The sequence below is a fragment of the Psychrobacter sp. ASPA161_6 genome, assembly GCF_051970285.1.
Classification (GTDB): Bacteria; Pseudomonadota; Gammaproteobacteria; order Pseudomonadales; family Moraxellaceae; genus Psychrobacter; species Psychrobacter glaciei.
Map to the genome: position 1 here is coordinate 250,490 of NZ_JBEFNJ010000001.1, position 12,624 is coordinate 263,113.

Annotated in this window: 12 protein-coding genes and 1 tRNA gene; 7 read left to right on the top strand and 6 right to left on the bottom strand. The window is 42.5% G+C overall.

The genetic code is table 11. The features are described 5' to 3' along the window. Positions 1 to 124: 124 nt before the first annotated feature. Entirely contained in the window at positions 125 to 937 is an 813-nt protein-coding gene (locus ACTQ9T_RS01045; RefSeq protein WP_240215221.1) for a M48 family metallopeptidase, read from the bottom strand. A 596-nt stretch (positions 938 to 1,533) separates the two neighbouring features. On the opposite strand from ACTQ9T_RS01045, the gene ACTQ9T_RS01050 reads away from it, so the two are divergent. Both ACTQ9T_RS01050 and ACTQ9T_RS01055 read left to right on the top strand, forming a co-directional pair. After that, a tRNA-Gly gene (locus ACTQ9T_RS01050) sits at positions 1,534 to 1,608 on the top strand. A gap of 708 nt (positions 1,609 to 2,316) precedes the next feature. Then, positions 2,317 to 2,949, top strand: coding sequence for a nitroreductase family protein (locus ACTQ9T_RS01055; RefSeq protein ID WP_440463803.1), 633 nt, complete (start codon positions 2,317 to 2,319; stop codon positions 2,947 to 2,949). A 244-nt stretch (positions 2,950 to 3,193) separates the two neighbouring features. On the opposite strand, the gene ACTQ9T_RS01060 is transcribed toward ACTQ9T_RS01055, so the two are convergent. The 3 genes from ACTQ9T_RS01060 to nadR all read right to left on the bottom strand — a co-directional run bounded on the left by ACTQ9T_RS01060 (position 3,194) and on the right by nadR (position 5,723). Beyond that, positions 3,194 to 3,610, bottom strand: coding sequence for an Mpo1 family 2-hydroxy fatty acid dioxygenase (locus tag ACTQ9T_RS01060; RefSeq protein ID WP_440464439.1), 417 nt, complete (start codon positions 3,608 to 3,610; stop codon positions 3,194 to 3,196). Positions 3,611 to 3,807: 197 nt separating this feature from the next. Further along, a complete protein-coding gene (gene pnuC / locus ACTQ9T_RS01065) occupies positions 3,808 to 4,545 on the bottom strand; it encodes a nicotinamide riboside transporter PnuC (RefSeq protein ID WP_201592121.1) in 738 nt (245 codons plus the stop codon). Between the two features lie 107 nt (positions 4,546 to 4,652). Next, positions 4,653 to 5,723: a multifunctional transcriptional regulator/nicotinamide-nucleotide adenylyltransferase/ribosylnicotinamide kinase NadR gene (nadR, locus tag ACTQ9T_RS01070; RefSeq protein WP_440463804.1), complete on the bottom strand. Its 1,071-nt coding sequence runs from the start codon at positions 5,721 to 5,723 to the stop codon at positions 4,653 to 4,655. A 508-nt stretch (positions 5,724 to 6,231) separates the two neighbouring features. Between nadR and ACTQ9T_RS01075 the strand changes: the two genes are divergently transcribed. The 4 genes from ACTQ9T_RS01075 (at position 6,232) to ACTQ9T_RS01090 (ending at position 10,531) form a co-directional block, all read left to right on the top strand. Next, on the top strand, positions 6,232 to 6,444 hold the full coding sequence (locus ACTQ9T_RS01075; RefSeq protein WP_010201518.1) for a PspC domain-containing protein: 213 nt from the start codon (positions 6,232 to 6,234) through the stop codon (positions 6,442 to 6,444). A gap of 432 nt (positions 6,445 to 6,876) precedes the next feature. Next, on the top strand, positions 6,877 to 7,863 hold the full coding sequence (gene glyQ / locus ACTQ9T_RS01080; protein WP_440464440.1) for a glycine--tRNA ligase subunit alpha: 987 nt from the start codon (positions 6,877 to 6,879) through the stop codon (positions 7,861 to 7,863). Positions 7,864 to 7,872: 9 nt separating this feature from the next. Continuing rightward, positions 7,873 to 9,966: a glycine--tRNA ligase subunit beta gene (gene glyS, locus ACTQ9T_RS01085; RefSeq protein ID WP_440463805.1), complete on the top strand. Its 2,094-nt coding sequence runs from the start codon at positions 7,873 to 7,875 to the stop codon at positions 9,964 to 9,966. Positions 9,967 to 10,222: 256 nt separating this feature from the next. After that, complete coding sequence (locus ACTQ9T_RS01090) at positions 10,223 to 10,531, top strand: hypothetical protein (RefSeq protein WP_440463806.1); 309 nt, start codon at positions 10,223 to 10,225, stop codon at positions 10,529 to 10,531. An 86-nt stretch (positions 10,532 to 10,617) separates the two neighbouring features. Here the strand turns inward: ACTQ9T_RS01090 and ACTQ9T_RS01095 are convergent, their stop codons facing one another. Further along, positions 10,618 to 11,094, bottom strand: a complete 477-nt coding sequence (locus tag ACTQ9T_RS01095) for a cell division protein ZapA (protein ID WP_440463807.1) — start codon at positions 11,092 to 11,094, stop codon at positions 10,618 to 10,620. A 212-nt stretch (positions 11,095 to 11,306) separates the two neighbouring features. Next, a complete protein-coding gene (locus ACTQ9T_RS01100; RefSeq protein WP_189585515.1) occupies positions 11,307 to 11,750 on the bottom strand; it encodes a hypothetical protein in 444 nt (147 codons plus the stop codon). A 207-nt stretch (positions 11,751 to 11,957) separates the two neighbouring features. On the opposite strand from ACTQ9T_RS01100, the gene ACTQ9T_RS01105 reads away from it, so the two are divergent. After that, positions 11,958 to 12,611, top strand: coding sequence for a UPF0149 family protein (locus tag ACTQ9T_RS01105; RefSeq protein WP_189585512.1), 654 nt, complete (start codon positions 11,958 to 11,960; stop codon positions 12,609 to 12,611). Positions 12,612 to 12,624: the final 13 nt, after the last annotated feature.

Consider the following 12,624-nt stretch of genomic DNA (forward strand, 5'->3'; position numbering starts at 1 on the left):
TCTGCGCCAAAAACACAAAAAAGCAGAGCGCAACCCATGGGCTATACTCTGCTTTTGGTAAGCTATCAACCTCTATGTAAGACATTGATAGCTGACAGCCGGTAACTACTAGCCAAAATAGCTATTAGCGACGTGATTTTTGATACAGCGGCATCACTTTAGGCATCAATGCTTGCAATTGGCTAATGCGATTGCTACTGGTTGGGTGAGTACTTAAGAATTGTGGTGGCTCACCTTGGCTGGCGCGCTGCATTTTTTGCCATAAGCTGATCGCCGCTTGAGGATTGTAGCCTGCGCGTGCCATTAGCTCGAGACCGATTTGGTCGGCTTCAGCTTCTTGGGTGCGACTGTGTGGACGACTCAAACCTAAGTCCCCAGCAACGTTCGCTAGATCAGCCTGACCTTGTGATAGACCAAAGATACTTGCTGCAACACCGATACCGGTCTGAGTGGCATACTCGCGTGAGAGACGCTCACGTGAGTGCTCACGCAGGGCATGAGAGATCTCGTGACCCATAATCGCGGCAATCTCATCATCTGTGAGGTTTAAGCGATCAATAATGCCCGAGTAAAACATAATTTTGCCGCCTGGCATAACAAAGGCGTTCAGCTCATTGGATCTAATGGTATGTACTTCCCATTTCCAATTAGCTGCATCAGGGCGATATACGCCTACTTGACCGATGAGGCGGTTAGAGATATTTTTTAAACGATTGAGCTGAGCTTTATTAGTGTCGAGCACACCGCGTTTGCTTGCTTCTTGCAAGTTTTTATTATAGCTTTGCGCTGATAGCTGCTGTACTTGCTCGCTAGAAACCAAGAGTAGCTGTTGACGATCGACGCCGACCGCGCCACTGTTGGTGGTGCTGGTGCAGCCAGTTAAAGTAAGTGCCGATAATGACGCGGCCATCACGGTGGTGGTAAAAAATTTTCTCATGATAAACATCCTCGCTGTAAATGATAAAAAGTAAAGTTAAACAAAGTTAGTAATAGCGGAGTAGGCCGGTAACAGCAGAGCGGATAGAAGGGCAGTTTATTATTGAAGTTTTGCTGCCGTCTACCAATCTACTTAATCACTAAAATTTTACCTGAATGGTAACAAGCCATAAGTATAATAATGTTAACAGCCTAAAACCAAGGCAGAAAAAGTAACAATACAGCGTATGATTGTAAGTGGAATCAATATTAACGAGAATAGCGTAACTTTTATTCCTCTATCGTCATAAAGCAGTACGACGTTGCACTACTAATAATGGTTAGTTAATAGGCATATTCAGAATTGATGAAAGAGTCAGGAATAATAGAAGAGATTTTCCTATTACTTTATAAAATAGTTTTAAACGCTGCAATGACTGTATTGATTGCAATATCAATCATTTATGATAAATATGCTCTCGAATAAAAATTAAAAGTGGCAATGCTGGTGAAAAATATGAAAAAACCTGTTGACACACGCAGGATATTTGCTAGAATAGCCAGCCTATCGAGACGTAGTAGTTAACAAGTTGTTAGCGATATTGCGAATTGATTTAAGCGGGAATAGCTCAGTGGTAGAGCATAACCTTGCCAAGGTTGGGGTCGAGAGTTCGAATCTCTTTTCCCGCTCCAAATATGGCTCGTTTAGAGCACTAAAGCCTCACTTCATTGTGGGGCTTTTTTTATGGGTGAAATTTGAGAGTGCTGTCATTGAGTACACCAAACCATGAGCATACCAAACCATCTTAAAAATAAGAGGTTGGGCAATCCATCACCGACTGGAAAGACGGTCGTAAGCGTTTTGGTGAGGTTGATTCTAAACTAAAATGCTTATTTGCCCGAGTTACCCGAGAACTGTCGAACAGCTTTAAAAATTTTATTATGTAATAAAACTTTCATAATGTATTTAATTATTAAGTTGTTATTACAAAAATAAGTGTGAGTTTAGCCCATTTTTTCTTATAATAAATCACATTGAAAAATTAAAATTTTTGAAGAGATTGATGAGCCATGTTTATTGAACCTCTATGCTCATCATATTAGGGTCTGTTGAACATTCAAATGTGGAACTGGCAGTGGCTACTTTTTAGACAATACGCAGTGAAATTTTTGATGCCTAGTCATTCTAGGTTAGACAATTTCGCCATGTATTGGCAAAAAATAGCCCTGCCCTGAAAGGCTAATACTAAAATCACCCCAAACGTTGTTGTAAACCTAGCTAAGGTCTCGACATTATCGTCGGTTTACGCCTAGTTTGGGAAGATTTTAGCGATCAGCAGTCCTAATATTTGAATGTTCAACAGACCCTAAACACATACTAATAATTTGGAGCACTATTTTATGTCAAATACGCCTATGTCGAATACGTCAGATCTACAAGCATTGCAGCAATTGGCTGAAAAACGTCGTTCTATTTATGCATTGAATGATCAGTTACCAGTTGCAAAAGAAGAGGTGGTTAAATTGGTTGAGCATGCTATTTTGCATACGCCATCATCATTTAACTCACAATCGACGCGCATCGTCGTGTTGTTTGGTGACGATCATCAAAAGCTTTGGGATATGACCGAAGAAGCATTACGTGGTATCGTTGGTGACGAAGAGAAGTTTACGCCAACCAAGCAAAAAATCGACGGCTTTAAGGCAGGCGCAGGTACGATTCTATTCTTTGAAGATCAAAAAGTAGTGAGAGCCTTACAAGAAGGAGCGCCATTATATGCCGACAAATTCCCTGTTTGGGCCGAGCACACCAGTGCTATGCATCAGTATGTAATCTGGACAGGGCTTGCTAGCATTAATATCGGTGCTAACTTACAGCATTACAATCCAGTGATTGACCATAAAGTTGCAAGCACTTGGAGTATTGATGCTGATTGGGATTTGACTGCACAAATGGTATTCGGTGGCATCGAGCAGCCAGCAGGTGATAAAGAATTCATGCCTGTTGAAGAGCGCATGAAAGTATTTGGCTAAACCATTGCGTTTATCTATTATAGTCAGAGCACTTTTAAACCGCTACGGTGTTACCCATCCTAGATGTACTCAGTGTACTATCTGCGGTCGGTCGCCTTGTAGCGATTCTAAAATTCCTTGACTATATTTAGCGAGATAAACATAAAAAGCGCTGTCCAGCAATGTTGTTGGACGGCGCTTTTTTATTTCAAAGTATAAGTCAGTTGTTGTATAAATAATTGAATGCGCTAAATGATGACACGCCCTAGTTACGTCGCATAAGACTGTTGGCGACCCAAGCTGGACCAATTAATAAAAACTGTAAGTCTTTAAGAAATGACGGTTTTTTGCCTTCGACTTTATGACCAATAAACTGGGCAATCCAAGCAACCACAAAGACAGCTGCCCAAACCTTGAAACTTAAAGGTAATAAGGTCATCACTGATAGACAAATGAGAATAAAAATCCCCATTGCCAAAAATAATGGCGTTGAGAGTTTCATATAGAATAAGAGTACTAAGGCACTAAGTACCAAAGTAAACCAGACCGACAGTGACATACCCATTCCTAATAGACTAACAAAAATAGTGGGGACACACAGCCAATGGATTTTTTTGTTGATTAGGTTTTGATGACTGACCGAATACTCACTGAGCCATTGCTCAAGAGTACGCTTAGACATCTTTTGTTGACGATTGCGAGACACACTAACCTCCGTGTTAGTAAATGAATGACTGGTAGTAGCTCAATGCGTGAGTCTACTGACGACTACCAGTTGTAGCACTAATTTGTGCAATCTACCATATTATCTGGTAAACCGCACAGTCAAAATCGATTATACCAGCGATGCCAAATAGGTTCATTTTGAGCCAATATGTTTTATGCGGACAGTTGCTCGCTGCGGTACCATTCATATAGGCCAACGAAAGAATTTACTTGGTAAACCATGGTCTGAATAGCAAAAATATAATTGCCCGACATGAGATTTACGATCAGCCAGACAAAGTTGACGATAATCCATAACCACCAGCTAAAAGAATAACGCAGAATCATCGCGGCTTGCGCAGTAATAGACAATACAAAAGCAATAACGTTAATCCAAAAGAAGGAAATGAAACCTAAAAATAGACTGCTATCGTCTTCTACGACTGCGTAGCCGTAGTTGGCCAATAAGTCGTTGACGGTGGGGAAGAGTACCAAGCCGATAACAATAAATACGGCGGTAATTAACCAAACTGCCTTGCTAGCAGACTTCGGGATCATATCGCCATCAGGGTCAGTGTGCTTTGACCAATAAAAAATACCGTAGACATGGGTAAAAAAGTTAAATAACGGTGCCAGCATCAAGCCGACTGCGCCGGAAGTGGCTTGTACTACGACTTCGCCAGCGGTAGCGCCCATCCCAAAGCCATTGCCCATGACGTTTTTTCGGAATGACAGCGACACCACGCATATCAGACCGATAAATGAGACTGCCAAATAAAACCAATCAAGCGTGGTGTGGTCTGTGGTGAGCCAAAAACCTGCTGATAACGCAATAACGCCACAAATGAACCAGGTTATGATCCATTGCAGCGCCCATTTTCCAGTAATATTGTCTAATAGCTGAATGCGCATAACTGTTTTTTCCTAAAATGAATATGGCTATCAAGAAATTGCTGATAAAAGACACTGACAGCCGCAATATTATTATAAATTCATGAATTTTGGGTATGTTTTTTATTCTAAGAGTTTTTACCATAAACATACTGATCGATAAACAGTAACGCTTGCTGGTAGCGTGCATCGTAATCAGGCTGATCAACCATGTGCGGCTTAATATCATGACGGGCAAAAATGTCGACGAGGCGCTGCTCAAAGCGTCCACGCGCCTCAGGCGTACCTAATGAGCGCATACCGTCATCCACCCACGGCGTATTATTGTCCAGCATAATCGTATGGTCTACGCGAAACTCATTAATACAAGCAGCGACGAAAGGATGCGTGCGACCCTCATATTCTTCACAGAACGCTTGAGTGGTCACAAAGTCAGTATCAATAATAGTGACAGGCGCAGTCGCTCTAGCTGCTGCTTCTCGTATCGCCTGAGCATGATGGAGCGCAATGGGTGCATAATCACTGTATTGTAGCCCGATCTCGCTCCCGCCCAAATCCGTACCGACATACAGTCGTCCCATCTCCAATGCAAAGCTAGCGCCATAGTAGTTGGCAAGCTTGTGCACCAGTGTCGTCTTGCCTGAGCTTTCACCACCAACGATGGCAACGGTCTTGGTATAGTCCCCACGTGCTTGTGGATGCAGCGCTGACCAGTGCGCTACGGGATCACGGGCGATGGCATAAGAATCAAACTCAGGCTGTAGCGGGGTAGTGACGACTGGTATCGATAACTGCTCATAAACATCACTCTGAGCCAATGGATGGTTTTCTGCGACAAATAATACTGCCTCTGCGGGCAAGTTGAGCACTTCTGTCAAACGTTGTAATTTGGCATTACTGGAGGAAATATCGATTGTCACATCAACGAAGCCATCATGTAGAGGCAGCTCAATCTCATGAGTGGTATGAATACGAACAAAAGGCAAGTCTGCACAAGCCATCTGCAACCAACGCGCTTTGTCTTGTAAGGTGATACTAAAATCGGCATGCGGTGATGGGTGTGCCATTATGACGATATGCAAGGTCTTTGCTTGTCCTGCCGCTGCCAATATGCTGCGCATCTGCCCCAAATGGAGCGGTTCAAAATGCCCAATCATTAAACCCGTCTCGTACATAGCTATCCTTATCTGTATCCGCATTATGTTGAACCGACTATATAAAGGTTTGTCCAGACTTACAGGTAGGTTATTGTAAACAGCCGTTTTATGCTCAGAAAAATACCGTAAATCTATCAAATTTACTCTGTATAACTTAATATTTTCCTCCGCTTTTATGGGCATGTTAACCATTTTTCATAATTTATTGGAATATCAAAAGGTTAGAGTCACTGTAGTAAAGCCGTAAGGTTATAGAAATAAACTGCGCTCTGAAACATTTTGAAATATCTATTTAAAATCAGGGGTTTACGAGGTCTTATGACAGGTTAGGGCAAGTTTAGGTAGCATAAACTCACAAAGTACGTCTACATACTCAACAGATTAACTTCTAAACATTGCTATAATTATTCATAAGTTGAGAACGCTAAGCATTTTTAAGAATAAGTATTTTTAACGGTAAATATTTTTAGTAGTAAGTGTTCTTAATAGTAAGTGTTTATATAAAATCAAAAGTAAGCAAAAGAAAAACTATATTAAAGAGGTATTTGATTTGGCTAAATTAGCAAAATTACATCGCTCACAGAATAATCGCATGATAGCAGGTGTGATGGGCGGCATCGCAGAGTATGTCGGCTGGTCACCTACTTGGGTAAGAGTGTTATTTGTAATTATTTCATCATTAAGTGCAGCAGTACCAGGCATCTTAATCTATATCATTTTATGGATAATTATGCCCAAAGCAACAAATGAATCGTATCAGTAAACCAGTTCTAAGATCTAAAGCTATACTTTGAAAGTGAAAGTTTAACTAAAAAATAAAAAGCCTGATCAATCAGGATACCAAAGACATACTTTTCCTCCTGCCCAAATGTTCACGCATTTGGGTATTTTTTTGTCATTTATGCTTTCCTTTATGCTTTCGTCAATGAAGCTTTTACTGCTCAATGAGCAAACACGCATCATTTTTAGGGTGTCTCTTTGATTGCTTGATAAATTTAGTTGATGTAAATATGGATAAAATAGTCATTTTTTAGTAAGGTGAGCAGACAAATAGAGTCGTTGCCGAGTAGGCTGTACGAGTGCTATCAACGTTTTGTTCAACAGACCCTAATACTAATTCCACAGTGGCTTTATTATGATGCCCCAAACTATGACAACTCAAACTATGACAACTGAAGCGAAAAACTCTCAACCGATGACTTTTCAGGATTTAATCCTAACCTTGCAGAACTATTGGGCTGACAAGGGCTGTGTGATATTGCAGCCTTATGATATGGAAGTTGGCGCAGGTACTTTTCATACGGCGACATTTTTGCGTTCGTTAGGTCCTGAGCGCTGGAATGCCGCTTATGTGCAGCCGTCACGTCGTCCTACTGATGGACGCTATGGCGATAACCCAAACCGCTTGCAGCATTATTATCAATTTCAAGTAGTATTAAAGCCGAATCCACCTAATATCCAAGAGCTATATTTAGACTCGCTAAGAGCCATCGGAATTGATCCGTTGGTGCATGATGTGCGTTTCGTCGAAGACAACTGGGAGTCACCAACGCTAGGTGCGTGGGGACTTGGTTGGGAGATTTGGCTAAACGGTATGGAAGTGACCCAGTTTACTTACTTCCAGCAAGTGGGCGGTCTCGAATGCTTCCCAGTCACTGGCGAGATCACTTACGGTCTTGAGCGCTTGGCGATGTATGTACAAGGCGTCGATAGCGTTTATGATTTGGTCTGGGCAGATGGTGAGTTTGGTCGTGTCACTTATGGCGATGTCTTTCATCAAAATGAAGTTGAGCAGTCTACCTATAACTTTGAGCACGCCGATGTGCCGATGATGGGTCAGATGTTTGATTTTTATGAGCAGCAAGCGGATAAGCTAGTTGCCGAGGGTTTACCACTACCAGCCTATGAGATGGTGTTAAAAGCCTCACATGCCTTCAACTTACTTGATGCTCGCGGTGCTATTTCAGTGACTGAGCGTCAGCGTTTTATCCTACGTGTGCGTACGCTTGCTCGTAAGGTTGCTATTGGTTATGTTGAAGCACGTGCCAAGTTAGGCTTTCCATTAGCAGACGAGGCGCATCGTCAGGCAGCGCTCGATAAGTATTTGCCAAAAGAAGAAGCCGTTGAAAATACAGATGACAACCAAACTGCTAATAACAACCAAACTACTAATAATAAATAGGAGCATCCCATGAGTACTATTCTATTTGAACTGGGGTGTGAAGAACTACCTCCAAAAAGCCTAAAGCCACTACGTGACGCGCTACAAGCAAGTGTCACTGAACAATTGACTGAAGCAGGTATCAGCTTCGATAGTATCAAAGCCTTTGCTGCGCCGCGCCGTTTGGCGCTTCAAATTCAGGGCATTGGCGATAAGCAGCCAGATCGCAGCGAGCAAAAGCGAGGTCCAGCGATTAAAGCGGCCTTTGATGCTGATGGTAATCCAACGCGTGCGGCAATGGGCTTTGCCAAAGGCTTGGGTATTGAGGCCAGTGAGCTGATAACGATTAACACTGATAAAGGTGATTATATCGGTTATGAGCAAACCATTCAGGGTCAAGCAACGACTGAATTGCTGCCCGCTATTTTTCAAACCGCACTTGATAACTTACCGATTGCTAAACGTATGCGTTCAGGTGCGAGCCGTAATGAGTTCGTGCGTCCCGTACAGTGGGCAGTCTTGATGCAAGATGATGCTGTCATTGATGCCACTATCCAAGGTCATCAGACAGGAACACAAACCCGTGGTCATCGCTTCCACAGCCCTGACTACCATAACATTGGTCATGCCAATGACTATGAAGAATTACTAGGTGGTTTAAAAGTAGTTGCTGATTTTGATAAGCGTCAAATGCTGATTAAGAATCAAGTCAAGGCGTTGGCAGATGAAGTTAACTCTGATGCCATTGTGCCGCAGGCACTGTTAGATGAAGTGACGGCACTGGTTGATTTCCCCATTGCGCTACGAGCAAGCTTTGAGGCGCGATTCTTACAAGTGCCACAAGAAGCGCTTATTTCTACTATGCAAGCCGATCAAAAGTATTTTTGCCTGACAGATAAAACTGGCAAATTGCAGCCTTACTTTATCTTTATTACCAATATTGAGTCCAAAGATCCGAACCAAATCATTGAAGGTAATGAGAAAGTTGTGCGTCCACGTTTGGCTGATGCAGAGTTTTTCTTCTTACAAGACCAAAAGCAGCCATTATTTGCACTAACAGAAAGCCTAAAAACTCGCGTCTTCCAAGACAAGCTGGGTACGATTTGGGAGAAGTCTGAGCGTATAGCCAAGCTTGCTGCATTTATCGCTGCCTTGATGCAACAGCAAGGTCAGCAGATTAGTATCGATGAAACGGTACGTGCTGGTATTTTGTCTAAAGCGGATTTGGCAAGCTCATTGGTCGGTGAGTATCCTGAATTACAAGGTATCGCTGGTACTTACTATGCGCGCCTAAACAATGAGCCTGAAGCGGTAGCAGCCAGTTTAGAGGAGCAATATCTTCCGAAATTCAGTGGTGACGTATTACCACAGACGCCAATAGGCATTTGCTTAGCATTAGCGGATCGTTTAGATACGCTCGTCGGTATTTTTGCGATTGACCAAGCGCCGACTGGTTCAAAAGATCCGTTTAGCTTACGTCGCTCAGCGATTGGGATTCTGCGTATTTTGATTGAGAAGCAGCTACCGATTAACTTGGTAGCGCTGGTTGAGCAAGCCATCAAAGGCTATAGCACGAGCGATGGTAGCAAGATTGCCAAAATGGGTGATACATTTACCCAAGTAATGGCATTCTTAAACTCGCGCTATCGTGCGATGTATACAGAGCAGGGTGTTAGCGTCGATACGATTCAGGCAGTGCAAGCGATTAACCCGCATATGCCGCTTGATTTTGACCAGCGTATTCGTGCCGTACAAGCATTTAGCGAATTGTCACAAGCTTCAATGTTGGCTGATTCAAACAAACGTGTCGCCAATATTTTAGCCAAATCAGAGGTAAGCGTCGCTGATAATGTTGATGAAGCGTTATTATCTGAACCTGCTGAGCAAAGTCTATATGCGAGTGTGCAGCAAGCACAAACAGCGGTGCAACCATTGCTTGAGCAGGCTGACTATACGCAAGTATTGCAAACGCTAGCCAGTTTAGACGAGCCGTTGACGCAATTCTTTGACAATGTCATGGTCAACAGTGAAGATACTGCGCTAAAGAACAATCGCTTAGCGTTGCTTAAGCAAGTACGAGCTTTATTCTTAACCGTGGCGGATATCAGCGAGTTGCAGCTGTAATTCTGCTAAACCCTGATTGTTGGTTTCGATGCAAAAAAACTGGCTTAACGTGGCCAGTTTTTTTGTTCTAGCACTGCAATCAGTGAGTACGATTATCTAGTGAGCAATTCAGTGAAATCAATAATTGAACGGTAAAGGCATTGTATTGTCACTATTATTGACGGTAAAATTTATACTATTAGGGCGTGTTGAATAATCATTAGCTGAGCCATCTTAATCATTTCTCACGTTTACCCCTCATTCAAGGAGCAATGCTGTGTTCGCTGCTATTATGATGATAATTATTATCTGGATTGTGATGTGGGGCTTTTACAAGTTTATGTACCCGCGCGCACCCAGAAGCATGATGCCAAAAGATGGCGATGTGACTACACCGCGTCACTGCAATTTCTGTGGTAACAGTTTAGCTGAATACCGCGGTGTTCTAGAGACCAAGCCGAGCTTGGTGGCAAGTAGCGATGGCAATACTGAAGCTGATATTAAAGGCAGTCAGGAGTTATTCTTTTGCAACTATGAGCATCAAGCGGATTTTCATGCTGGAAGAACTTATAATCCTAATGCATAAGTAAGTAATTCGGCTGTAGATTAGACATAAAAAAGCGCTTGGCTCACCAGAGCTAAGCGCTTATTGCTTAGTAGCGTACTACTGGCTTATAAGATAGAGTGTGCATCCTTCATGATTTTATTGAGTAATGCTTCGGATTGCTTATCTCCTTGAATACGATCTTCATCACTTCTTTGATGCGCATGAATTTTCTCGTATAAATTCAGACAACACAGTACCAGTAAGCTCTCTTGGCTCAGGCTCGGCGCGTCGCGTTTTAGGTCGAGCGCATAGTTATTGATATAAGAGACGGCTGAATGTAGTTCTTCTTGCTCGTGTACTGGGCAATAGATGGGATAGGTGACCCCAGCAATTGCAATATCTACTTTTTTAATCTGCGGCTCAGGAGTGCTATTCGTTTTAGGTGCAGGTTTAGCAGCGACGCTCTGTGAAGCCGAATTATTTGGGGCTGAAGCATTTGGCACGGCTTTTTGGGATTTAAGGCCGTTGATTGGCCGTTGGTTGTTTTGTGATTGATTGTTTGGCGCTTGCTTATCTAAAGGGATAGTCTGGTCATCAGTCATGATAAATCCTACAATATATGTCATTAAAGTGAGTGATATAAGAGCTTACACGTGTGAGTCTGTTGGCTTAATCAATGCTGTATTTTTAATAATTAAGGTGCTTGATAATAAAGATACTTGATAATAAAAGTACATTGGTAAACGTGGCTTTTATCGATAAAAATGCTATTTGAAGACAGTGATATTCGTCAATTATGTCCTCGTGCCGCTATTTATGAACCTTCTGCTTGGTCGATACGGGTTAAGCGTTTTAACACCACTTGCGTACGCTCAGCGGCCAGTTGATTCTTCTTTTGTAAGTCATTATTTTGCTGTTTGATATCGCTATACTGCTGCTTTAATTCATTATTATGCTGTAGCAGCTCGCTATTTTCTTGTTGTAATTGGCTGATTTGCTTTTGCAATTTATCTTGCTCTTCACCGATCATATGGTGGGCTTCTGCCAGATTTTGATAGCGGTTATCGAGGTCGTTCAGCTTCTTTTTGGCGCCATCGCGCTCTGTATAACTGCTATCGAGCTTGGCCTGAAGTGTGGTAAGTTCTTTTGGATCGGTAGCGGGGTGTTTTTTGAGGCTGCTAAGTTCAGCACTGACAAGCTGATACTGTTTTTTGATGTCGAGTATCATTTTTTCTAATATTCTAAGTTGATCATACATAGTCAGTTTTTATCCTTAACAAGTAAGCGTGAATGAATTTTGTTCTCTGCGTTTAATAATGCCATAGGTGACCGCATAATATCTATATCAACAAAGTAATTGTATGCCGCTTTGTTTCATAACTTCTATTAGCCGCCGCCTCGTTAATGATATCGCGCGGCGTCTGTTTCTATTTAGTACTACTAATCAATCACTAGGACATCTATTATGAATGATAATATCTCTGGCTGGAATACATGGCTGACTGCATTTGATGATTGGACTGACGTGTCTATCAGTGAGGTACACGGCTTGATGACAGGGCTGATGACCGCCTGCGATGCACCTGATGAAAAGGTATGGGCGAAGGTGTTTGAAGAGCTGAGCTTCGCCGCTTTACCAGAGCCTGCATTGACTTTGTTGACAGAAGAAGCTGAAGATATAGTGTTCCAGCTCAAAGACAAAGACGATGCCTACTCTTATACGCCATTAGTCCCAGATGATGAACATGATTTATACGAGCGCGTGATGGCACTGAAACAGTGGGCAAATGGCTTTATGACGGGTTTTGGCATTACTGATTGCCGTCTGAGTAGCGAAGAAAACGAGATGCTATCGGATTTGGCTAAAATCGGTGGGATTCGATTAGAAGACGATGAAGACTTTGAAGGTGGTGAAGAGTCTTACCTGCATGTTTATGAATTTGCGCGTATGGTACCAGTGAGCTTTGCCACTCGCCAACGTAAGCCTGTCAAAGATATCGCCTTGATTTCTGGACTTGCCATTGATGCCAAAACCACCAAAGAGTTGCAAGCTGAAGGTAAGGTATCAAAACCAATGCCGCCAGTTGTTGATATTATGAACCAACACAATCCCTCATAATACGAGTATCACG

Coding starts and splice junctions, on each gene's coding strand:
- ACTQ9T_RS01045 (WP_240215221.1), bottom strand. CDS start 937: ATGAGAAAATTTTTTACCACCACCGTGATGGCCGCGTCATTATCGGCA.
- ACTQ9T_RS01060 (WP_440464439.1), bottom strand. CDS start 3,610: ATGTCTAAGCGTACTCTTGAGCAATGGCTCAGTGAGTATTCGGTCAGT.
- nadR (WP_440463804.1), bottom strand. CDS start 5,723: ATGCGGATACAGATAAGGATAGCTATGTACGAGACGGGTTTAATGATT.
- ACTQ9T_RS01055 (WP_440463803.1), top strand. CDS start 2,317: ATGTCAAATACGCCTATGTCGAATACGTCAGATCTACAAGCATTGCAG.
- ACTQ9T_RS01100 (WP_189585515.1), bottom strand. CDS start 11,750: ATGTATGATCAACTTAGAATATTAGAAAAAATGATACTCGACATCAAA.
- pnuC (WP_201592121.1), bottom strand. CDS start 4,545: ATGCGCATTCAGCTATTAGACAATATTACTGGAAAATGGGCGCTGCAA.
- ACTQ9T_RS01105 (WP_189585512.1), top strand. CDS start 11,958: ATGAATGATAATATCTCTGGCTGGAATACATGGCTGACTGCATTTGAT.
- glyQ (WP_440464440.1), top strand. CDS start 6,877: ATGACTTTTCAGGATTTAATCCTAACCTTGCAGAACTATTGGGCTGAC.
- glyS (WP_440463805.1), top strand. CDS start 7,873: ATGAGTACTATTCTATTTGAACTGGGGTGTGAAGAACTACCTCCAAAA.
- ACTQ9T_RS01095 (WP_440463807.1), bottom strand. CDS start 11,094: ATGACTGATGACCAGACTATCCCTTTAGATAAGCAAGCGCCAAACAAT.